The organism is Acinetobacter sp. BEC1-S18-ESBL-01, assembly GCF_014169935.1.
Classification (GTDB): Bacteria; Pseudomonadota; Gammaproteobacteria; order Pseudomonadales; family Moraxellaceae; genus Acinetobacter; species Acinetobacter pittii.
The window spans coordinates 336,992-358,729 of sequence record NZ_AP022302.1 but is presented as its reverse complement, the minus strand read 5'-3'; the positions used below and the strand labels follow the sequence as shown (position 1 = coordinate 358,729).

Annotated in this window: 20 protein-coding genes and 2 pseudogenes; 7 read left to right on the top strand and 15 right to left on the bottom strand. The window is 38.3% G+C overall.

Annotated features, from left to right (window positions below; all coding sequences use genetic code 11):
* Positions 1 to 2: 2 nt before the first annotated feature.
* The 6 genes from H7R46_RS01680 to ispH form a co-directional block, all read right to left on the bottom strand.
* Complete coding sequence (locus H7R46_RS01680) at positions 3 to 3,857, bottom strand: PilC/PilY family type IV pilus protein (RefSeq protein ID WP_005067129.1); 3,855 nt, start codon at positions 3,855 to 3,857, stop codon at positions 3 to 5.
* Positions 3,858 to 3,868: 11 nt separating this feature from the next.
* Positions 3,869 to 4,678 carry a PilX N-terminal domain-containing pilus assembly protein gene (locus H7R46_RS01675; RefSeq protein WP_005067126.1) on the bottom strand — a complete coding sequence of 270 codons (810 nt, stop codon included), beginning with the start codon at positions 4,676 to 4,678 and terminating at the stop codon, positions 3,869 to 3,871.
* Positions 4,675 to 5,676, bottom strand: coding sequence for a PilW family protein (locus H7R46_RS01670; protein WP_005067125.1), 1,002 nt, complete (start codon positions 5,674 to 5,676; stop codon positions 4,675 to 4,677). The genes H7R46_RS01675 and H7R46_RS01670 overlap by 4 nt, the downstream gene beginning before the upstream one ends.
* Positions 5,676 to 6,236 carry a type IV pilus modification protein PilV gene (gene pilV / locus H7R46_RS01665; RefSeq protein ID WP_080631029.1) on the bottom strand — a complete coding sequence of 187 codons (561 nt, stop codon included), beginning with the start codon at positions 6,234 to 6,236 and terminating at the stop codon, positions 5,676 to 5,678. The genes H7R46_RS01670 and pilV overlap by 1 nt, the downstream gene beginning before the upstream one ends.
* Positions 6,230 to 6,703, bottom strand: a complete 474-nt coding sequence (locus H7R46_RS01660; protein WP_005067119.1) for a Tfp pilus assembly protein FimT/FimU — start codon at positions 6,701 to 6,703, stop codon at positions 6,230 to 6,232. The genes pilV and H7R46_RS01660 overlap by 7 nt, the downstream gene beginning before the upstream one ends.
* A gap of 169 nt (positions 6,704 to 6,872) precedes the next feature.
* Positions 6,873 to 7,823: a 4-hydroxy-3-methylbut-2-enyl diphosphate reductase gene (gene ispH, locus H7R46_RS01655; RefSeq protein WP_002116992.1), complete on the bottom strand. Its 951-nt coding sequence runs from the start codon at positions 7,821 to 7,823 to the stop codon at positions 6,873 to 6,875.
* Between the two features lie 122 nt (positions 7,824 to 7,945).
* On the opposite strand from ispH, the gene gmk reads away from it, so the two are divergent.
* The 5 genes and pseudogenes from gmk (at position 7,946) to H7R46_RS01630 (ending at position 11,771) form a co-directional block, all read left to right on the top strand.
* Positions 7,946 to 8,575, top strand: coding sequence for a guanylate kinase (gene gmk / locus H7R46_RS01650; protein ID WP_002116973.1), 630 nt, complete (start codon positions 7,946 to 7,948; stop codon positions 8,573 to 8,575).
* A gap of 72 nt (positions 8,576 to 8,647) precedes the next feature.
* Positions 8,648 to 8,926, top strand: coding sequence for a DNA-directed RNA polymerase subunit omega (gene rpoZ / locus H7R46_RS01645; RefSeq protein WP_002116990.1), 279 nt, complete (start codon positions 8,648 to 8,650; stop codon positions 8,924 to 8,926).
* A gap of 38 nt (positions 8,927 to 8,964) precedes the next feature.
* Positions 8,965 to 9,120 (top strand): annotated as a pseudogene (locus H7R46_RS01640) (hypothetical protein).
* A gap of 15 nt (positions 9,121 to 9,135) precedes the next feature.
* Positions 9,136 to 11,241 (top strand): RelA/SpoT family protein, encoded by a 2,106-nt coding sequence (locus H7R46_RS01635; RefSeq protein WP_002116807.1) that lies wholly within the window; start codon positions 9,136 to 9,138, stop codon positions 11,239 to 11,241.
* A gap of 146 nt (positions 11,242 to 11,387) precedes the next feature.
* Positions 11,388 to 11,771 (top strand): RidA family protein, encoded by a 384-nt coding sequence (locus H7R46_RS01630; protein WP_002116996.1) that lies wholly within the window; start codon positions 11,388 to 11,390, stop codon positions 11,769 to 11,771.
* Here H7R46_RS01630 and H7R46_RS01625 read toward each other — a convergent pair.
* A pseudogene (locus H7R46_RS01625) lies at positions 11,761 to 11,888 on the bottom strand (hypothetical protein). The gene H7R46_RS01630 and the pseudogene H7R46_RS01625 overlap by 11 nt on opposite strands.
* A 102-nt stretch (positions 11,889 to 11,990) precedes the next feature.
* Here H7R46_RS01625 and H7R46_RS01620 point away from each other — a divergent pair.
* Together H7R46_RS01620 and bfr are read left to right on the top strand one after the other, a co-directional pair.
* The gene (locus H7R46_RS01620) at positions 11,991 to 12,185 is read left to right on the top strand and encodes a bacterioferritin-associated ferredoxin (protein WP_000289091.1); all 195 of its coding nucleotides are present in this window, start codon (positions 11,991 to 11,993) and stop codon (positions 12,183 to 12,185) included.
* 243 nt (positions 12,186 to 12,428) lie between these two features.
* Complete coding sequence (bfr, locus tag H7R46_RS01615) at positions 12,429 to 12,893, top strand: heteropolymeric bacterioferritin subunit Bfr (RefSeq protein ID WP_005067113.1); 465 nt, start codon at positions 12,429 to 12,431, stop codon at positions 12,891 to 12,893.
* Positions 12,894 to 12,935: 42 nt separating this feature from the next.
* Here bfr and H7R46_RS01610 read toward each other — a convergent pair whose 3' ends face one another.
* From H7R46_RS01610 to H7R46_RS01575, 8 genes are all read right to left on the bottom strand, one after another.
* Entirely contained in the window at positions 12,936 to 14,564 is a 1,629-nt protein-coding gene (locus tag H7R46_RS01610; protein ID WP_005067111.1) for a PglL family O-oligosaccharyltransferase, read from the bottom strand.
* A gap of 105 nt (positions 14,565 to 14,669) precedes the next feature.
* Positions 14,670 to 15,983, bottom strand: a complete 1,314-nt coding sequence (locus tag H7R46_RS01605) for an O-antigen ligase family protein (RefSeq protein WP_005067109.1) — start codon at positions 15,981 to 15,983, stop codon at positions 14,670 to 14,672.
* Positions 15,984 to 16,038: 55 nt separating this feature from the next.
* The gene (locus tag H7R46_RS01600) at positions 16,039 to 16,467 is read right to left on the bottom strand and encodes a pilin (RefSeq protein WP_005067107.1); all 429 of its coding nucleotides are present in this window, start codon (positions 16,465 to 16,467) and stop codon (positions 16,039 to 16,041) included.
* A gap of 349 nt (positions 16,468 to 16,816) precedes the next feature.
* Positions 16,817 to 17,377, bottom strand: coding sequence for a TPM domain-containing protein (locus H7R46_RS01595; RefSeq protein ID WP_005067105.1), 561 nt, complete (start codon positions 17,375 to 17,377; stop codon positions 16,817 to 16,819).
* Complete coding sequence (locus tag H7R46_RS01590; RefSeq protein ID WP_005067103.1) at positions 17,371 to 18,453, bottom strand: TPM domain-containing protein; 1,083 nt, start codon at positions 18,451 to 18,453, stop codon at positions 17,371 to 17,373. Before H7R46_RS01590 ends, H7R46_RS01595 begins: the two co-directional genes overlap by 7 nt.
* Before the next feature lie 24 nt (positions 18,454 to 18,477).
* Complete coding sequence (locus tag H7R46_RS01585) at positions 18,478 to 19,068, bottom strand: LemA family protein (protein WP_002117090.1); 591 nt, start codon at positions 19,066 to 19,068, stop codon at positions 18,478 to 18,480.
* A 130-nt stretch (positions 19,069 to 19,198) separates the two neighbouring features.
* On the bottom strand, positions 19,199 to 20,086 hold the full coding sequence (locus H7R46_RS01580; RefSeq protein ID WP_005067102.1) for a metal-dependent hydrolase: 888 nt from the start codon (positions 20,084 to 20,086) through the stop codon (positions 19,199 to 19,201).
* A 173-nt stretch (positions 20,087 to 20,259) separates the two neighbouring features.
* On the bottom strand, positions 20,260 to 21,681 hold the full coding sequence (locus tag H7R46_RS01575; protein WP_002117101.1) for a glutamate synthase subunit beta: 1,422 nt from the start codon (positions 21,679 to 21,681) through the stop codon (positions 20,260 to 20,262).
* Positions 21,682 to 21,738 lie beyond the last annotated feature (57 nt).

Here is a 21,738-nt window from a genome sequence, read left to right as displayed (position 1 = left end):
CTTTAGCGATAACGCTCATACCAGCGCGCAGGAACTAAGTGACTTGTACATTGCCACTCGCCCGTTCCACTCTCGTTTCCAGACAGCTTTAATTTCCCACAACTATTAGTCGCAGGTGGGTTATCCTCCGTTGGTACAAATGTTACGCCACGAATACCGGAGCCAATAACGTTTTTATTACATTCGGAAGCTCCTACTGGGCAATTAGTACCAGTTTGTGTTTTGAATCCACTTCCATTCTCTTTATTTTGATCAATTGACCCATCAGAATTAAGGCAGGCGCCAAATGGTAAACAGAACGTCTGCTGGTCAGTTTCACCTACTACACGTGGTAAACATGGGTCTGCCGCTACAATGCCTGTTCCCTGCGGATCATAAACAGGCACAATTAAAGTCCCCGTAACGGCCATAGGTTCTTCAAAAGCTTTCAGTCCACCTTTAATACGGAAACTATTATTAGCTTTCTCTGTGCCATCGCTCATACTAGAAAGTGAGCGATACCAACCACTTTGCCCCACCCCAGTGTTTGGAAAGAAAATCTGTGCTACTCGTGTTTCCCCAGACCGTAAAATTTGTGGATTTTTTCGAAGCGTCAATCGAGTAATATCTTTTGTTTCAAGTTGGTTATCAGCTAAAGACATTAAATTCTTTTTGATAAAGTCTTTATCGATAATCCCATAGACATTGTTTACAGGTCTTCCGCTTAATGCGGTGCTCGGTGACATCCCCTCACGACCTGTAAGCGGATAAACATCTAAAGGTGTACTACGGTCACCTGAAGCAATACCGACAGTAATAAAAGTGCGGATTCCATAATCATGAATTGTCACTGTTGGCGGTTCATAAAAACGCGGCGCATTCCCAGCGGTATAGTCATTCGAAGCATCATAAGTTGAGTCATTTGTTGCTAAATTCGCTAATCGAACAACTCGAATACCGAAACTGCTATAAGTTGAATTTGTTTTTGTCTGGTTATTATTAAGATCGATACGGAAAATTTGCCCGCCTAAATCGCCAAAATATAAATGGTCTACCAAACCATCAGCATCTCGATCTAAGGTACTAATGCGACTAACAATACTGTGCTTCATATTAGAGTTATCTATATTAGAGCCTGTATCACTAGTCCACCATAAGCGTTCCCCAGTTTTAGCATCAATAATATAAACAGCATTCCCTTTTGCTTTTCCATTCGTAAAGCAAGAATTACTCAAGGTAATATTCGGGTTTTCATAACATTGGTCGTAGCCACCACCAACAATCATAACCCGTTTAATAACTCCGTTATAACGTATATTTGCAAGTACAGGTTTAGACCAACTCTGCCCCATGCGACTATAATCAGTTTGATCTGCTCCTACTCTAAACAGGAGCTTAGGTGAGACAGGATTTAAGACATTTAAGCCATAATAGCTGCTGCCACCCATTCGCATGCCACCATAAATATTCATTTGCTTTGCAGTTACTTTTGATACTGCTGAGCTACCGCTTCCCGTTGTAGTAATACTATATGCAGGGTCAGATACCCAAGCCCCATCCATACCGTGAGCAGGAGCTGAGGCATCACTTTGGCCAACCACTAAAGCTTTTGATGCAATTGGATCATTTAATATATCAGCCGGAACGAAAGCCATTTGTTCTACGCCAGTTGAAGCATCCACAAGATGCAGACCACCTTCCATCGTTCCATAGAGAATAGATTGTTCACGCGCAGATGTTAAATTCCCATTTTCATCTAATGTTCCATTATAGGTAAGCTGCACCGGTAAAGAATGAATACTACCGCCCATCGATAAATAGGGTTCATTCGATGTAACTAATGACGAAGGTAAAGTCGTAGCGCTAATATCAGTTGAATAACCTAGATAATTTAATATTTTTAATTTCAAGCCAATCGGGAAAGCTTTTAAAATATCTTGTCCAGTTGATGCATTAAATTTTCCTAAAACATAACTTGCTGTATTAGCCACACTATCAAAAGGATTAGTTCCTTCTGGTGGAGTAGCTGGAATTTTTAGCAAATTAGTTCCAGAAGTCGATATTTTCGTTAAGCTACCATCTGCCGCAACAGCGGAAACATCAGTAAATAAGTTGCGGATTTTAGTTTGTACTGCGTAATAATATTTTATGATATTTCCATCTTCATCACGTGTTTCATTTTGTCCAGCAATTGGTAAAGGAACTTTTGCATATGAACCACCTAAAAAGACGTTACCTCCATCATTATAATTAGAGCTATTCCAATAATCTTTCGTACCCGTTCTAAAAGCCCCACTTGCATTGTAAACCAACCCACCAGTGTTAGCTTCAAAAGCACCTGCATTGCCCCCTGATAAAACAACATGATATTTCTTTAAATTTCCACGCCATGTTAAGTATGTGTTAGCTGGGTTTGGCTCTAAAGCCCGTAAGTAACCATATTCCTGTAAATTTTTAGGGTTTAGTGCATCATAAGGAACTGAGATAGCGCCAGTGGTTAAGGGTTGTAACGGAACTTTTTCTAAGTTATTAATAAATGCGATAACACTGTCTGTTACACCTTGCGCACTTTGGGTAGGGAAAAAGCCTCCATTTCCATAACCAGGTGCAGTGACCGCATTTGTGGTCTGATTCGGCGAACAATTATCATCACTTCTACGGTCAGATTGGGTTCTCGAACTTAAACGACAGGCATTTTTTACATCAGAAGAACTTAAACTAGAAAAGTCACTACCAAAACCGACAAATGCTGTTTGAATAGACACTCCAGCTGGGTTTTTTGTTTTATCAAATAATCTTTTTGCAAATTCCCCCATACAGGCCCAACCAGAGTCTGCTGTAGTGTTAGACAAACCTCCAGAACAAGTAAAATTTGCTCCCAAAGTACTGCCTAGGGCTGTCGACATTACAGTTGCCGAACGTGTATTTGTGGTATTGTTCGGTTCTCCATCTGATAAAAAGTAGATTCCTTGCCCATCACAACTCTGGCGATTGGCCACTGCAGGTAAAGGAGATTGGTAAATAGCATTTAAATTGGAGGCATTTCTATCTACAACAATATTGGGATTGCTAGCTGTATCATTTGATTTTGATTTTGGGATACCACTATCTGCATTTGCTACAGCATAATTAAAGGTGGTGTAGTAATAAGTATAAGAATAGGTCCAATCCGACGAAGTATCATAAGCAGTTGCCGTATCCACACCCGGATTAGAAGTTGACCAGTTACTCCAATAGTTATTAGAACGACAAGGTTGCCATAGATTTGTAGTATCGATTTGTGAATCGCGATAATTCGTACAATATGAGTATTCCGTTCTATTATCAGATTTTCGCACACGCCTTATATAGCTATCTTTTCGAATGGCATAATTTGCCTCTGAATAGGTCGTTGTACCCATCAAATAAGCAGCAGCTTCCGCATAAGCATGTGCTGAAGGCGTTGACCCTCCAGCAGTTAAATTTGCAACAGCCTGTTTTAATTTATAACGTTGAGAACCCACTGTATTTAACGTACTCGCATCTCCTAAAGGAGCAGCAGCCACTAGAACCTGCCCACTTCGGCTATCACCATTTGCAGAGAAATTTCCCAACCCCACACGAGTGTCATTTAAAACAGGATTATTACTTGCTAAAAAAGCATTCATACCATTTTTAAGCATAGCCAGACGGTTTTCGCCATAACTATTGTTGGTCATACTTCCTGATGTATCCAACATCATCACAATGGTTTTTTTACCAGCTGTAGGTGAAGCATAAATTTGTAAATCACTCGCCTGCACAACGGAGCTTGTCATTAGCCATGTAAAAGCAACTGAACTCGAACAGATGGCATACCATAAATTATTTGGCTTAAAATTCTTCAATTTTAGTTTCACGATATTCCCCGTTATGAACCTGGTGCCGTAATTTGAGTGAGTTTATTGGTATAGTTAAATTCTTGAACTTGAGTACTAAAAGGCACGTTATGATTTGCCAAACACTCCGCCAATGTTTGTTTAGCCGTTAATGCAGTATCAAAATTGTCGCTAATTTTTGCCGAACTCGTGCTTAAGCAATCTCTTTGTAAAGTTTCAATAGAGGTAGATGCATAGGCTGGCAAAAAAGCAGTTGTAATCACTCGAATACGTTGTGTAGACAACATGCTTTTAGGTAGTTGCGTACCTTCCGAGGTGTTTGTTCCTCGTGGTAAATTTGAGCCTGGAATATCGCTAGCAGCATCTGTTGGAACACTTACAGCAACTTGGGTAACCACTGCTTGACGATTACTTCCATAGTCAGTTGTTAAATTGCAGAAACCAGCCACTCCGCCATCTTCGACAACTGCATTATTAGCACTTCCTGCTCGAAGTAAACTTGCGCCTCTGGTCTGAGCAAAATTTGTTGCTGTAGAAACAGGCTTATAACAAAAGTTGTATTCCGCACCAGGGTTACTTTCGTGCTCTTTAAGTGCGGCACCAATCACATTAGTAATATTAGTTAGGGTAGTAGGATTCATCTGCACAATGAGTTCTAAAGGTGTGTCAGATGACTGAAAATTTAATTGGCTCACTTGACTATTGGTAGCAACTTTTAAAGAAACAATAGCCACTCTTATTGCTAAAACGCCTACAGAAATAACAATCAATAAAATAATAAGCACAACAATAAGGGTTGCCCCTTTTTCCTTAGATCTACTTTTATGAATTAAATGGGTCATAGACTTTCCCCCATCGCGTTGCGTAGAGCAATTGTTAAGTTATAAGTGCGGCGTAAGAATCGAGTTGTATTATCAGAAGCATGTACGGTTTGATCTAACATAAAAAAAGATTGCTCAGGATCTATTGCTTTGCTTTGGGCATTATTAGTAGAGCGCGCTAATACAGATATTTGTATTGAAAGAATTCGTGGCGGCATCACAGATGGCGTGGCATCTCGGGCAGCCTGTGCAGCAGCGCGATATTGGGGAATGGTATAATAAGCAAAATTGCCAGCCGCATTTTTTGCACCAAACAGCACATGGAAGTGGTCAATACGCGGCAATACAATTTGACCAGCGTCGCCTAACCCAGCAACAGTGGTCGGTTGAGCTGTAGCTACAGTAGAGGGAGTATTTGCATCACATGCAAGTGCATAATCTTGCTGGGAACTACCATTGCTATCCAGACGTAAAAAATAACGCTCTACAATTAAATCACCTGCAAGTACATTTATACCTTCACAATTGGTCATATTCGTAGGTGCAATAAATTGGATAGTCAGCTGATCACTTTGCACAGCAGCATTTGAACTGTTCTGTATATTTGAAAGACCTTTCCAGTGATTACTCACAGTACTCACCGTATCCCCTGCACCACGACTAAGTAATGTGTCAGCAATATAAGTATTTGTTCCAACGTTAGGGACAAAATTAACATTGTTGTTATTGGTTGCAGTTGAGCCAGTTAATACAACACCGCCCCAAGGGGTTGTATCAGTTAATATTGGGTTGGTTACATTTCCATAATTTAGAAGCCGTATATCACGGGCAATATATTCCAAACCAAAAATACCGCTATCTTGTATTTCAGCATTTGCTTTTTGTAGACGGCTTGATAGAAGTCCACCAATAAATAATTGAGTCGCCGCGGCTACCAAAATTAGACCTAAAGCCAATGCAACCATCAGCTCAATTAATGTAAAGCCTCGTTGTTTCAATAATACAAATGAGTGAGCCATTAATATGCCTCCATCATTAAACAGTTCGAATTATTGACATAAACGCCATTTGTACCCATACAGCTCGACACATCCGCGCTCGTGACTCCCTCATTTGTTGTAATTACTGGAGCAGTTTTTCCCCAAAAAACAAACAAACATTGCCTCTGCTGGGCCATTGTGCTTGTAACCCCTGGGCAATTTGTCATGGTAATTTTCATGCCAAGTTGATCAGCATTTCTTGCTGCTTGATATGCATCAAATTGGGCAAGCTGAGAAGGTGTACAAGCCGCATTGAAACACAATGTAGGAGCTGCGGTGGTAGATGAATAATTGCTATAACTACGGACAAATGCGGGATACTGACTAGCTTGAGAACTATTTACGCGAATGTTTTCTGCTAATCCTCTCATGATCATAATCGCTTGAGATTTGCTTAATGCCTCTGAAGAAGCATCCATAGCACGGACTTGCAAGGCAACATATCCTAAAACCCCTATCGCAATTAAAATTAGGGCAACCAACACTTCTAATAAACCCACCCCAACTTGAGCTTTTTGTTTAGAGCCCTGCATTAACATGTCTCCTCAGCTTTAAAAATTAATGTGCCAAGCTTTGTTAAAATAAGAATTTTCTTTTTATTTATTTTTGAATTACAAATAGATAAAAGTGTGTCTTGGGTGATGTTGGTTATCACCCCATTCGCATTAAAAGTTAAAGTCGTCGCTGTTAACGAACTCTGCGTACCATCAGCAGCGATATTTTTAAGCTCAAGACTGTTATTGGAATCAGCTTTCCAATTCAAGGAAGTGGGAGTATTTAAAGCTGTTGAATTCAGATTAATAGAAACGTCTTGTCGACCAAGTATGGCTTGGCTCTTTGCTTCCGATAAAGTATTGATTAGATCTCGTTGGTTTCCATCTAGTCGTTTGCTTTCTAATAAATTCGACATAGATGGTGCAGCCATCATCGCGATAATAGCCATGACCGCAATCGTCACCATAAGCTCAACCAAGGTGAACCCATCTTGCGGAATAATTCCCCTCATCCCCACACCCCAAATAAACTTTAAAATTTTTTATTTATTAATTAAATTTTACGTCTTATGTTTACAAAACAAATACAAAGCAGATAAAGGGTATAAAAAAACAGATAACTGTCATATCAACAATTATCTGTTTAACTTTTTAAAATCAGTATGTTAAATACATCACACTTTACGCTTGAGTCACATGAATACGTAATTCTTTAGGAAGACTAAAGGTTATGTTCTCTTCACGCCCATCTAATTCTTTCGGTGCTTGAGCACCCCAATCTTGTAAACGTTGAATCACTTGTTTAATCAAAATTTCTGGCGCAGAGGCACCAGCAGTAACACCAATTTTACACGTCTCATTAAACCATGACTGCTCTAACTGATCAGCATTATCTACAAGGTAAGCGGCTTTACCCATACGCTCTGCAAGCTCACGTAATCGATTTGAATTTGATGAGTTAGGTGAACCTACAACTAAAACCACATCACACTTTTCAGCTAAATCACGTACAGCATCTTGTCTGTTTTGAGTTGCGTAGCAAATGTCATCTTTACGTGGGCCCTGAATATGCGGAAATTTTGCACGCAAAGCATCAATAACCTTAGCTGTATCATCAATAGAAAGCGTTGTTTGAGTTACAAATGCAAGTTTCTCAGGATGTCGTACGGTAAGTGCAGCAACATCTTCTTCATCTTCAACCAGATAAATATCACCGCCTTTTAATTTGTCATATTGCCCCATTGTGCCTTCGACTTCTGGATGCCCTTCATGACCAATTAAAATAGCTTCAGTACCTTCACGCGCATATTTAGTCACTTCAATATGAACTTTAGTCACTAAAGGACAAGTCGCATCGAAAACTTTTAAGCCTCGGCGTTCAGCTTCTTGTTGAACTGCTTTTGAAACACCGTGTGCACTAAAAATTACAATTGAATCATCTGGAACCTGATCTAGTTCATCAACAAAAACGGCCCCTCTTTGACGCAAGTCATCTACCACAAATTTATTGTGTACAACTTCATGACGTACATAAATAGGAGGATTGAAACATTCTAAAGCCCGATTGACGATTGCTATGGCTCGATCAACACCGGCACAAAAACCACGCGGATTAGCTAACACAATTTCCATAACAGCCTCAAAATTAATAAAACAGGGGAATTTCTCTTGAATATTTGCAATTAAAACTATTCAGTTTAAACGCACGGTACACTACAATAGCGAAGATATTTTATCATATCAGGAAAAATATCATGTCGGGTCTATTGTTTGTCGTTTCTGCTGCATCAGGAACGGGCAAAACATCTTTGGTGAAAGCCCTGCTTGACCGTGTGAGCAATTTACATGTTTCAGTCTCACATACAACCCGAGGTCAACGTCCCGGTGAGTTAGATGGTGTTCACTATCACTTCACTACAAAAGATGAATTTCTAGACCAAGTCAACCATGATGGATTTATCGAATACGCTGAAGTATTTGGTAACTACTATGGCACTTCTCAAGCTACGGTAAAACAACAGCTAGCTCAAGGACACGATGTCTTACTTGAAATTGATTGGCAAGGTGCAGAACAAGTACGCAAACTTTTCCCTGAATCCAAGCAAATATTCATTTTACCCCCAACTCAATTTGATTTACGTCAGCGTTTATCTAATCGCGGTACAGATTCTGTTGAAGTCATTGAGCATCGTTTAAGCTGTGCAGTAGAAGATATGCAGCACTACACGAACTTTGATTACATCATTATTAATGATGATTTTAATAAAGCCTTACATGAGCTTGAAGCTGTGATTACAGCGAACCGTTTGGTGCTATCTCAGCAAGCAAAACGTCATCAAACTTTAATTCAGGACTTGATTACTCCTCAACCAAAACAGGAATAACTTGAGTCTAGATCGAAAGCCTTTTATACTATTTAGTCTGTTCAAATTCACCATTCCAAAACGAGAACTTTTATGGCACGCGTCACCGTTGAAGATTGTTTAGATCATGTAGACAACCGTTTTGAGCTTGTGCTCGTTGCAAGTAAACGTGCTCGTCAATTGGCACGTCAAGGCATGGAGCCAACTGTAGAATGGGATAACGACAAACCGACTGTAGTTTCTTTGCGCGAAATCGCGGCTGGGCACGTTACGAAAGAAATTCTTAAACAACGTGAGCAAGATTACCAAACTTCTAGTCTTGATCTTGCCCTTTCTACAAACAGCTTGAATTTAGAAGGTTTTTCTTTCTAATTCACCCTGTTTCATAAAAAAACCATCGTTTTTCTGCGATGGTTTTTTATTTGGCTTTGTCCCATATTTAAACATATTGAGAAAAGCAATTATTTTCATTGAAAAAAAAATACACTTTTTCAAATGAAAAAATTGACAAGTTCCGCAATATGCTTTTCATTAAGAAGCAGATAGATTTAGTTTTTCAGCAATAGGAAAAAGGGTGATTTATGCCAGGCGAAGAGGTCAGCCAAGCCAAGCAACAGCTCAAATTAATTATCGACCCTTACTTATCGGTAAGCGAAGTCGAAAAAGTGCTTGCTGCCTGCGATTTTGCCGATCTAGCGCACACTGGCATTACACGTAAAAGTGGCGAACCCTATATTTTGCATCCGATTGCGGTAAGCTGCATTCTTGCAAACATGCGTTTAGATGCTGAAACTTTAATGGCAGCACTTTTGCATGATGTTATTGAAGATACTCAATATACAAAAGAAGATATTATTGAGAAGTTTGGCCTAACCGTTGCAGAGCTAGTTGATGGTGTAACCAAACTTAGTCAATCAAGCGATAAAGAATATAACAAGGCAGCTTCATTCCGAAAAATCTTGCAAGCGACCTTACAAGATCCACGTGTTATCATTATTAAATTAGCAGATCGCTATCATAACATGACAACTCTAGGTGCTTTACGTCCAGATAAACGCGCCCGCATTGCTCAAGAAACTTTTGATATATTTGTACCGATGGCAAGATTAGTCGGCATGAATGAAATGGGTGATAATCTAGAGAATCTCTGTTATCAAAACCTTGATCTAGATATGTTTGATAACGTTCAAAATGCACTGCTTCAAACAAAGCCAGAACGCTGTAAATACCAAAGTATCTGGGAACAAAACCTCGCTGAACTTCTGCATAATTATCACATTCAAGGCCGCATTAAAAAGAAAAATAACAATATCGAATTATTACGCCATTTCGTTAAAAACGAGATGGATCTCCAAGAGCTTACCCATAGTCATGCTTTTGAAATAGTTCTACAAAGCATTGCTGACTGTGACCGCTTAGAAGAAGCATTAAGAGAAAACTTTCAGGTTATCCAGTATCAGGACCATATTCGTCGCCCATTACCCGGCGGTAATCAGTCTTTACTGATAAAGCTTAAAGGCGAAAAAACAACTCTATCTCTTACCATTCAAACCGAGCTCATGCGTAAAGCTGCCCGTTTTGGGGTGGTTTTAGGTGAAAATGCACCGCAAACTTGCCGCTCTGCCATTCAGGCTTCAATGCAGAACTTAAATACATTGATTGACGGCGAATGTGCTAAAACAACTTTTAATGATTTGCTGGATTATCTACACCAAGAAAAAATCTGGGTATATACACCACACGGTCAACTGCATGAGCTACCGCAAGGCGCTACCGTAGTTGATTTTGCTTATTCAGCAAGCTTATTTTTAGGTAACCATGCGGTTGGTGCAAAAGTCGATGGAGAGATTAAACCACTCTCTACACCATTAGTTAGCGGTCAGGTTATCGAGATTATTACGGATGTTTTGGCAACACCAAATCCAGACTGGCTAAGTTTTATTAATACGCAGAAAGCTCGTCGTGCATTACAGCATGTACTAAAAGATCAAGATATCGAAGAACAACGTCTAGTTGGTGCACAAGCCCTTTCTCGTGCACTGAAACTCTTTAATCGTTCAATCAATGATCTTTCTGAAGCTGATTGGCTAGATCTATTGCAATGGCGTCACATTGATAATAAAAATACATTGTTTGAACAAATTGCGGTTGGTGATTTACTACCTCAGCTTGTAGCAAACCACCTGTTTGCTCATGATAAACATCCGCAAGTAGAAAACTCAGATCGACTTATTCAAAGTACTGAAGGAGTTGACGTTAAATATGCACATTGTTGCAACCCTATTCTAGGCGATCCAATTCAAGGACATTTAACGCGTCGCGGGTTAATTGTTCATCGAATTCGCTGTCATAACTTATTACATGAACAACATCTACATCCTGAAAATATCATGCCGCTTCAATGGAAAGCAGATGATGTAGATGATGTACGTTTTACAGCCTACCTCGCTATTTATATGGCAATGAATGATGAACAGGTATCAGACCTAATCTATCAATGTCGTAAAAATAACGCTGGGGTAGAGATGGTTCACTCAAATGAGCAAAGAACTTTTGTGAATATTGTAGTGAATAACCGTAAACATATTGCAAAAGTCATTCGTGATTTACGCATGCACTATGGTTTCCCACGGATTGAACGTTTAGACGCTCCTGCTCCACAAATGGAAATTTCAAAAGTAAGTTAAATCTTTATAGAGACTATTGGTTATAAATTTTTGTTTCCTTAACAAAATCAAACTTTCCAAATTCACTTAATCAATTAAATCGATGATACTTTTGTCCAAAGCTATCATCGATTATGATGGAAATAGATTTAATCAAGGAGAACCAAATGTCCCGCCAAGTCATTCATACTGAAAATGCCCCTGCTGCTATCGGCACATACTCTCAAGCTATTTTAGTAGACAATACGCTATATCTTTCAGGGCAAATTGGTTTAGACCCATACAGTATGGAACTTGTAGAAGGTATCGAAGCTCAAATTCGCCGTGTATTTGATAATTTAAAAGCAGTTTGTGAAGCTGCTGGTGGTTCACTTGCAGATATTGCTAAGCTCAATATTTTTTTAACTGATCTATCAAATTTCCAACTCGTAAACCAAATTATGGGTGAATATTTTGCTCAGCCCTACCCTGCACGTGCAGCTCTTGGTGTAGCAAGCTTGCCAAAAGGCGCACTAGTGGAAATGGACGGAATTGTAATTATTAATCAATAAGATATAAATTTTCAAACTATCCAATTTTAAATATTTAGTTTTTAAAAAACGAACCACCTTGGCATAAAAATCTAAATTCTTTTTAGATTTCCGCTTAGGTGGTATTTTTTTATCCAAAATCCCAATAATGATAAATGAGATTTTAAATGAATTTCATTGACAAACGATAATAATTATCAATAATATCAATTATCGCATTTATATTTGGGGATCACTCCCATGTACGTTTGCTTGTGTCGTGGCATTACCGATCAGGATATTAAAGACGCTATTGAAAATGGCGCTGAAAGCTATCGTGAAATTCGCGATTTGCTTGATCTTGGTACATGCTGTGGACGCTGTGCACCAGAAGCTCGCGCTATTATTAGCGAAGAATTAGCAGAAATCGCTGCTCGCATTTCTGTAGCTGCATAATAAAAATTAATATTTAACAAAATTTATTGACTCCTCCACCGCTTTTTGCGGAACCTTTATAGTTCCTCATTCAAGCGGTTTTTTTTGACATAAAAACCTCCTTTTTAATATTGTGTTGTTTTTGATTGCGATTTTCATTTGCTGTTCCATAAATTACTCGCCATCTCCATGATTGTTCACTAAAATGGATTTATAGATTGCCTTAATTAAGTTTGAGGCAGAAATTGTTTTGGAGTAGCTACAATGAAAGGCAATCGTGATGTCATTAATCAGCTTAACCAAGTGCTGTATCATCATTTAACTGCAATTAATCAATACTTTTTACATTCACGCATGTTTAATGACTGGGGAATTGAGCAGCTTGGCTCTGCTGAATATAAAGAATCAATTCGTCAAATGAAGCATGCAGATAAAATCATTGAACGTATTTTATTTTTAGAAGGACTACCTAACCTTCAACATTTAGGTAAGCTTTATATTGGTCAACACACAGAAGAAGTTCTGCACTGTGACATTCGTAAAGTAAAAGAAAATATAGAAGCAATTCAAAAAGCGGTTGCTTTAGCTGAAACAGAGCAAGATTATGTCACTCGTGACCTTGTTCAAGAAATTCTAGAAAAAGAAGAAGAATACTGGGACTGGCTAGATACTCAAATTGATCTTATTGGCAATGTTGGTATTGAAAATTATATCCAGAGCCAAATGTAATTTCTCATAAAAAAATCCCCTTATACTTAAGGGGATTTTTTATTACTTCTCTTTTAGTAATTCCGATAGCGTTATTTTTTGCTTATAAAGATGTTGCAAAATAAATATTTGCTGCTGTGCCTGTTCTACTTTCCCGTTGTAAGCGAGCAATTTTGCGTATTTACGTAAGTTATATGGAGTAGGCTTATTCTTTATAAAATTTTCCCATTCAACCAAATCACCTTCAGATAAAATATTTTGGGGATTAAGTTCTATCCAACTTAAACGCTGCTCAAACTGTGTTAAAACAAAAATTTTACCACTTCCCATAAATTCAGCGTTTGGACGCTTATTATTAAAAAGCAAATTACTATTCAGAACATAGACATTGTAATCACGTAGAATTGCAATAATAAGCAATAAACTTACAACCCATGATAAGCGAAAAAGATGTTTGTTGAGGATAATTCCCTTAAGTACAGTAGTTTGTGCTTGCACAATACCCAGTAGGAATCCACAAGTAAGTAAGAAATAAGCATAGCGCTGTGGAAACTCTAACATGGCATGAATAAGCACTGTACAGACCATCATAATCGCTATAATCGAGATGGTATTTTTAGCCTGTTGATTTAACCAAATAAACCAGCAAGCAAAGTAGGTAATGATTACAGTACCCAAGGGAATACCATTCCAGATAATTAAATCAAGCAGTACATTATGTGCACTGGTAGTCCACTCTCCTGTTGGGAAAGCATGGTAAACTGTCATTTGTGCCACACTGGTTTGATTCCAACCATAACCTAACCAAGGGTGCTGCTGTACAGCAAGCAACATTTGTGACCAGATATTAAAACGCAAATACCCAGAGCTTGCTCTTTCAACCAAACCACTTGCTTCGGTTACATCAGTACTTGACCATGCTTCAATTAAATTAGTAGCAAATGGTAGAATTACACCAGCCATTACGAAAAAACCGACGCACCACAAAAAACCTTGAAAAACTCCAAATCTTTTTTGTTTCCCAAATTGTTTAACTATCCAATAGATGAATAAGAATGGAAAAACGATCCATGATGTTCGTGACTGACTCAAGGCGATCGTAAACAGAATAATGAGGGCTGAAGGCAGGAGTAACCAGACGGTTGCCTTATTTTTTTCATATAAATACAAACATCCTAATAATCCAATAATTAGGAATGTTGCCATATTGTTAGGTTGACCGAAATTGCCGTAAGGGCGATTACCAATCAGGTGAAGCATATGAACAAAATGCGACTCGATATTTAACCACTGGCAAATTGCAATAAAACAGGTTGCAATTGATACAATAATTGTTAGCAAACTAAAGCCAGAAAAAATTTGGTCTCGCTTTTGCTGATCTAAAGATAGGTTGTAACCTGCTAAGACCATGAACCAAAAACCTAACAAGTAAAATGTACTTAATAAGGCCGTACTCAAATCAAAAACTAGACCGAAGCCCCATTGCACCATAGGAATGAAAGTAAATGGCAACAATAAGAGCTGTGCTCTGGGTATTTTAATATTTTGTTGAATTAGGGCAGCTAATACACATAACCCAGCCCCGAATGTACTCACTTCACTTGAAAACATTACCCAAGGGCTATAATGAAATGGCGATAACCATGCAAAACCCAACAGGATTGCAGCGAAGAACAGAAAGAATACTTGCATAGTGAGAGGCTAGAGACCAAAACTTGTGAGAATTATACATGGAAGTCTAAAAAAGAATGTATGAAGTCTAAATGAAAAGACCTTAATAAAATTTAGTATAAAAAATTAAGGAATGTGTGAAGCTGGTATCAAGTGCTGTGTACTACCATACTCCCAAAAATTTGGTGCCATCCGTCCGACATAACTCGTACACCCCCAGCAAGTTAAATCTTGTCCTAAGTACATAATCGTAATGTACAAAAATAAAGCTCCCCATAAACCAATTAATAGTTTCGTCAGTCTATAAGGATATTTCAAATATTCTTTAGACTGCTCCGACTGAGAAAAAGCAAATGCTAAAAATAATATACAGGCTATTTGTGAAGCGGGATAAACCATACTTCCTGAGAACATCGCATCAACTAAAATTGCAATTAAGCCAGCTTTCGTAATAGGTAAAGCATCCTTATCTCGAAACAACTTAACAACTTGATATATCATCCAAACTAAAAAAATACATCCAACTATTCCCCATTCAAAAATTAACCTTAAATATAAATTATGTATGTGATGTCCATATTTATATTGGATTTCTGAGAGATATCCTCCCCCAACTCCAAACCATGGCTTTTCTTTCCATTGCTCAAAAACGAAACTCCACATCTCTGCACGCATGGATGTCCCTACTCTCATTACGGTCATGGTATTTTTATCAGCGAAATAAATCGTAGTTTTATAAACTAAAAAAGCAAAAAAAATGTAAATACAGCTTTGCAAAATGAGCTTTCGATTTTCTCGAGAGTAGATAACGAAAACTAACAATCCTGTCGCTACAGCAAGTAAGGCGGATCTGGCTCCATCAAAAAACCATGCTAAAGCAAAAAAGAAACTAGCAAATGGATAAAAGTAATGAAAATAAGGGTAGTTTTTATTTTTTAAAAAAATTAGAAAAAAGAATATAGGTACGATAACACTGTCATAAATTCGGATCGTGCCAGAGTTAAATTGCCAGTCAAACCATTGTTTGTAGAAAATAAAATTAGTAATAGAAACAAAAATAAATAAACAGGGAATACATGCTGAAACGGCTATAAATACTAAGCCATGTTCTATTTTTTTTATATTCTTTAACTCATATGTTAAAACAGAAAATATAAATAATAATGCTATCGCAGACCAAAGTTCTTGAAACTGAAAAATGCTATAAGTTGTTATCTGTATAGCAGTTAACACACCAATCAGAAAAAAAGTAATTTGATTGGAAATTGAATATTCTATTTTTTTTGTAAAAATCAAAATTAACAAAGCACATAGTGCCAATGGAAACTGTAATAAACGAAGTTCATCATATTGAAAGGCAGACCAGCCAATTTGATATCCCAATAAAGCGGTAATAAGATAAATTGCAACTAGCAGAAATAGAATATTTTTTTTGAACATTTTTATTTTCTTTAATAAAAAAGAGAGGTCTAAACCTCTCTTTTTTATTTTTAACTTATGAAGCTGTAAAAGATTGTGGAAGTAACTCAGCTGGTGTATCCGTATCACTATTCTTTGTCAGGATACCTGTTTCACTTACATTCATGCCAATCTTTTTAGATGTAAGCTTATTTGATACACCTGAAGATTTAAATGTGTAGGTAATTGTACAACTTGGAGCTGAACCACCAATCACTGCTTCCCCATATTTTCCAGCCACTTTATCAGCTGCAGTTACTGCAGCAGCCCCACCGGCAAAACATGTGCCAGCTTGTAAATTAGTATTAATTGTTGTTTTCAATCCATCTGCCAATGTAAACGCTTCAGATGCTTGCGACTTAGCAATGTAGTTTTGATAAGCAGGAATCGCGATTGCTGCCAAAATACCAATAATGGCAACTACGATCATGAGTTCAATTAATGTAAAACCTTTTTGTGCATTCATAGCCTTTTCCCCAAAGATTGTATGTATGTTTTTATATAAGCTTTTTCAGCTATTAACTATATTGCAGCATCCATGCCAACTTTTATTTTAATTAAAAAACAAATACTTATATCAAACTCCACTATTCTTAAATATTAAATCGGTGTAAGTAATTGACAAAAATTGTCATATAATTTTTTATAAAAACACTTCACGCATTAAAAAAAATAAAATACACAATTCAAAGTTTATATTTATTTATGTGAACAAAATCTCTTTAGAAATAAATAAGTAGGTGACATTTTTTGTCAGTCACCTTTAAAAGTAAAAATTATGAAAATTAACTAATGTAGGAATGCGACAAGGCAAATCAATTAAGAATAATCGGAGTATTTTCTAATTCATTGGATTGATCAGGCATGTTTTCGTCATAAAACCGTGACATCACCTCTCCAATTTGTTGTACGCCCATCACTACAGCTTGTTGATATTCTTTTTGTTTAAGCTTTTGTACCATTGCTTCACAAATCTGTTGCCAAACTTGATCGTTAGTCGCATTTCGAATGCCACGATCAAATATAATTTCTACTTTTCGCTCACATAAATTTAGGTATAACAATACACCACTATTTAATGCAGTATCCCAAACACCTAATTCTGCAAATAATTGCTGTGCTCTTAAACGCGTATTTTGTCTGTAGGCTTGTGACACTGGAATATGGCCTTCAATTACAACCTGTATTTCTCCAATATGGCCATGTTCTGCTTGTTGTACAGCATCAGCAATAGCTTGCTTATCTTGTTTTGAAAAATAACGACTACTGGCAGGTAAATAGCATAGATGTTTAAACCAACGTTTTAGACTTGGCTCTACAGATTCCTCAATTTTTGGTTGAGTAATAATTTGTGTTGTTTCTGATGTTGTTACCATGAGCCTGAAGCACCTCCACCGCCAAAACGGCCTCCACCGCCACCATAGCCTCCGCCACCTCCGCCGAAGCCTCCTCCACGTCCACCACCGCCAGAACCACTTAAAATGGCCTGTAAAATAAGTTGGGCAATTGATGTAATAAGTAAAAAGAAAATACCAAAACCAAGTAGTAAGCTAGTGACTAGCCCCGCCCCATTTACAAATCCTGCTACCGCAGCAGCCACACCTGCTGTAGATGCACTAAGCGGACGACCAACAATAAACGAACCCACAATTCCAGCAACAAGAATAAATAAAGCGATTGTCAGCGTTGTCTGTTTGGCTTGTTGCTCCTCCGCAGCTTGATGTTGGCGTTCTTTTAAATCTTGAGCAGCTTGCTGTGCTACTTCTGGGTCAAGATTTAAAATTCTTCCGATTTCATCGATACCTGCACTCAAACCTTGTGCATATTGGGCTTGTTTAAAATAAGGTGTAATTTGGTTTCGAATAATCCGACTTGCCACAATATCCGGCAACACACCTTCTAGGCCATAACCAGTTAGTATTTGTATACGGCGGTCATTTACAGCGACTGCAATGAGTAATCCATTATCACGTTTAGATGATCCCAATTGCCATTTTTCACCAACACGTAATGCATAATCAAAGATATCTTCTTGGCCAGTGGTAGGAACAATCACAATACCAATCTGCGCTTTGCCTTGTTGGTATAAACTTAGAATTTTTTGATCAAGTTGCTGCTTCTCAGCTTCGCTTAAGATATTGGCTTGATCAATAACAGGCTGGTTTAAAGTTGGCAAACCACGAATTGACTCCCCATCTGCCATATCATTAGTAACTTGGACTGGAGGAGCAAGACTTGAAGCAGCTTGCCCCTCTAATTTAGTTGCAGCAGCTTGAGTTTGTTGCTTTTGAATAATTTTGCCAGCAACTATTGCATCAGCCTCATCGGTAGCAGTTGCAATATTACTTTCACTCCATGCCGTATTCTGAAAAAGAACACCACAACAGAGCAAAATTAAGGTCGAGATAAAGACCTTAATTTGCTTTGATTGAAGCAATAGAGTATTTCTCATACGGCACTCCTTTGATTTATAAAATTAATCAAAAGAAACTTTTGGAGCCTGTTGTGCAGATGCTTCTGCAGAGAAATTGGCTTTTGGATGCATACCAATTACTTTTGCTGTTACTGCCTGAGGGAACTGACGCACATATGAGTTATAGTCTTGTACTGTTGTAATATAACGATTACGTGCAACAGCAATACGGTTTTCAGTACCTTCAAGCTGAACTTGTAATTCTTGGAATTGAGTATTGGCTTTCAAATCTGGGTAATTTTCCGAAACAGCAATGAGTCGAGATAATGCCCCTGTTAATTGACTTTGAGCCTGTTGATATTTTTCAAGTAAAGCCGGATCTTCTAAAACTTCTTTATCAACTTTTAAACCTGCAACATTAGAACGAGCCTGTGTTACTTCGGTTAATACTTGCTCTTCATGCTTAGCATAACCCTTAACTACGTTCACAAGATTTGGTACCAAATCTGAACGACGTTGATATTGGTTCTGTACTTCAGACCACGCTGCTGTTACAGCCTCATCTTTTACTTGTAGAGTGTTATAGCCACATCCCGAAAACAGTAAGGTACTGGCAAGTGTTGTTGCGATCGCAAATTGTTTCAACGTTTTCATCGTCACATTATCCTCAAGTTTTTCTTTATATTTTTAACCTCTTTACCTGATTGTATGATGAATTAGGCATTATTGTGTTGCTTTTATTTTATTGATTTTAAAAAACCGGACTTTTAAATCCGGTTATCTATTAGCTCAATCGCTGATCTTTTTCTTGTTCAAAACTTGCCATTTGATATTCTTCTGCCAAAGAGCTTTTCCAATAATTAACCATCCTGCCATAATCTTTTTGACTCGGATGAAAGTCTTTTTTGTAATATGCAAAGTATTCAGGCATTAACTGAACAAGCATCTTCATCAGCAAATATAATCCAAATAAATTACCCCCGATTTTAGGTAAGCTATTCCATTTATCTTGCCAAAATAAACGAGTTGTCCCATAAAAAGCGAGGCTCGCAAATCCTGTAGTGACGCTACGCATGAGTAAACGACGAATACGATCATCACCATATACATGTTGATAAACATCAAATGCAACCGAACGGTGTTCAATTTCTTCAATCGCATGCCATACCCAAAGTTTTAGCGCATCTTCATCTAGCGTCTTTAATAACTCCGGGTGCTGTAAGACATATCCCCCAAGTAAAGCAGTGAAATGTTCAAACGCACAGGTCAATGCCAATTGCAGCTTAGGTGGAATTGTTCTTAAATATTTATCCCGCTCATTTAGCCAATTTTGAAAACTGTCCAGATTATAATCATCCCGTCGCCAAGCTTCATTAAATTCGCCATGTGCTTTGGAATGCATGGCCTCTTGTCCAATAAACGCCGCAATTTGTGCTTGTAGCTGAGGATCCGAGACTTTATCACGCACATTACGTACGCTATTTACAAAAAATTGCTCACCTACCGGAAACGTTGATGAGAGTGCAGTTAAAAAATGCGACATGAGGGGTGAATTTGCAAAATAGTGCCGCTTGATGGCCTTTGGATTAAATTCAAGACGACGCACTATAATACCCAACGCTTTTCGACGATTTAAATATGATTTTTCTGCCGTCATACCTGCGATGTTCATATTCAACACCTACTGTATTGAAGAAGGAAGTTTCGAGTATGTCTCGAGCTTAAAAAGCTAAAAAGGGCAAAAAAGCTTATTATATTTGCCAAAAACATCAAAGTGACTAATGGCAGCCAATAAAAAAGCCTACTTGAAGTAGGCTTTTTTGAGTGTTTTAACAAATTAATTTATTAAACACCAAGATAATCCAAAATGCCTTCAGCAGCTTGACGACCTTCCCAAATCGCTGTCACAACAAGGTCTGAGCCACGTACCATATCACCACCAGCAAAGATTTTCGGGTTTGATGTCTGGAATTTGAATTCTTGCTTTTCAGCTGCGACAACACGGCCTGAACCATCAAGATTGATATTCACATTACCAAACCAGTCTGCTGGGCTTGGGCGGAAACCGAAAGCAAGTAAAACTGCATCAGCTGGTAATACTTCTTCAGAACCAGGAATTGGCTCAGGACTACGACGGCCACGACTATCTGGTTCACCCATTTGTGTCGTTACCACTTTTACGCCTGTTACCTTGCCATTTTCACCAACGATTTCGACTGGTTGGCGATTGAATAGGAATTTCACACCCTCTTCATAGGCATTTTTTACTTCACGCGCAGAACCTGGCATGTTGCTTTCATCACGACGGTATGCACAAGTTACATCGTGAGCACCTTGGCGCAATGAAGTCCGGTTACAGTCCATTGCGGTATCCCCACCACCTAGAACAATCACCTTTTTCCCATCTAAGCTGATGTATTCACTTGGATCTTTTTCCCAACCTTGACAACGATTCACATTAGAGATTAAGAAATCAAGTGCATCATAAACACCATCAAGATCTTCACCCGGGAAACCACCTTTCATGTAGGTATAAGTTCCCATACCCATGAATACTGCATCATATTCTGCAAGTAATTCATCAATCGTGATGTCTTTACCAATTTCAGTATTCAAACGGAATTCGATGCCCATGCCCGTGAAGATTTCACGACGGCGTTTCATTACGTCCTTTTCCATTTTAAATTCTGGAATACCGAATGTAAGTAAGCCACCAATTTCAGGACGCTTATCAAATACAACTGGTTTAACACCACCGCGAGCTAGAATATCCGCACAGCCTAAACCAGCAGGACCAGCACCAATAATTGCAACTTTTTTGTCAGTCCATTTTACGCCTGACATATCTGGACGCCAGCCTAAAGCAAAAGCTGTGTCATTGATATATTTCTCAGCATTACCAATGGTTACTGCACCAAAACCATCATTTAAGGTACAAGCACCTTCACACAAACGGTCTTGTGGGCATACGCGACCACATACCTCAGGTAGTGTGTTCGTTTGGTGACAAAGCTCAGCAGCTTGGAAAATTTGGCCTTCAGCGATCAGTTTTAACCAGTTTGGAATGTAGTTATGTACAGGACATTTCCATTCACAATATGGGTTACCACAGCCTAAACAACGGTGAGTCTGATTAGTGACAGTTTCCGATGTAAAAGGTTTATAAATTTCCACAAATTCTGCTTTGCGGACAGTAATATCTTTTTTCTCTGGATCTTGACGTGGTACATCCAGAAATTGAAAGTCATTATTTAGGCGTTCTGCCATGTCTCTCTCCGTGGGTAGGCGCGGATTTCCTTGTTGCCCGCACCTGCCTATGTCTTT

Bases quoted from the DNA above. Each gene is read 5' to 3' on its own strand.
- H7R46_RS01675 (WP_005067126.1), bottom strand. From the start codon at position 4,678: ATGACCCATTTAATTCATAAAAGTAGATCTAAGGAAAAAGGGGCAACC.
- H7R46_RS01670 (WP_005067125.1), bottom strand. From the start codon at position 5,676: ATGGCTCACTCATTTGTATTATTGAAACAACGAGGCTTTACATTAATT.
- pilV (WP_080631029.1), bottom strand. From the start codon at position 6,236: ATGTTAATGCAGGGCTCTAAACAAAAAGCTCAAGTTGGGGTGGGTTTA.
- H7R46_RS01660 (WP_005067119.1), bottom strand. From the start codon at position 6,703: ATGAGGGGAATTATTCCGCAAGATGGGTTCACCTTGGTTGAGCTTATG.
- ispH (WP_002116992.1), bottom strand. From the start codon at position 7,823: ATGGAAATTGTGTTAGCTAATCCGCGTGGTTTTTGTGCCGGTGTTGAT.
- gmk (WP_002116973.1), top strand. From the start codon at position 7,946: ATGTCGGGTCTATTGTTTGTCGTTTCTGCTGCATCAGGAACGGGCAAA.
- rpoZ (WP_002116990.1), top strand. From the start codon at position 8,648: ATGGCACGCGTCACCGTTGAAGATTGTTTAGATCATGTAGACAACCGT.
- H7R46_RS01635 (WP_002116807.1), top strand. From the start codon at position 9,136: ATGCCAGGCGAAGAGGTCAGCCAAGCCAAGCAACAGCTCAAATTAATT.
- H7R46_RS01630 (WP_002116996.1), top strand. From the start codon at position 11,388: ATGTCCCGCCAAGTCATTCATACTGAAAATGCCCCTGCTGCTATCGGC.
- H7R46_RS01620 (WP_000289091.1), top strand. From the start codon at position 11,991: ATGTACGTTTGCTTGTGTCGTGGCATTACCGATCAGGATATTAAAGAC.
- bfr (WP_005067113.1), top strand. From the start codon at position 12,429: ATGAAAGGCAATCGTGATGTCATTAATCAGCTTAACCAAGTGCTGTAT.
- H7R46_RS01610 (WP_005067111.1), bottom strand. From the start codon at position 14,564: ATGCAAGTATTCTTTCTGTTCTTCGCTGCAATCCTGTTGGGTTTTGCA.
- H7R46_RS01605 (WP_005067109.1), bottom strand. From the start codon at position 15,983: ATGTTCAAAAAAAATATTCTATTTCTGCTAGTTGCAATTTATCTTATT.
- H7R46_RS01600 (WP_005067107.1), bottom strand. From the start codon at position 16,467: ATGAATGCACAAAAAGGTTTTACATTAATTGAACTCATGATCGTAGTT.
- H7R46_RS01595 (WP_005067105.1), bottom strand. From the start codon at position 17,377: ATGGTAACAACATCAGAAACAACACAAATTATTACTCAACCAAAAATT.
- H7R46_RS01590 (WP_005067103.1), bottom strand. From the start codon at position 18,453: ATGAGAAATACTCTATTGCTTCAATCAAAGCAAATTAAGGTCTTTATC.
- H7R46_RS01585 (WP_002117090.1), bottom strand. From the start codon at position 19,068: ATGAAAACGTTGAAACAATTTGCGATCGCAACAACACTTGCCAGTACC.
- H7R46_RS01580 (WP_005067102.1), bottom strand. From the start codon at position 20,086: ATGAACATCGCAGGTATGACGGCAGAAAAATCATATTTAAATCGTCGA.
- H7R46_RS01575 (WP_002117101.1), bottom strand. From the start codon at position 21,681: ATGGCAGAACGCCTAAATAATGACTTTCAATTTCTGGATGTACCACGT.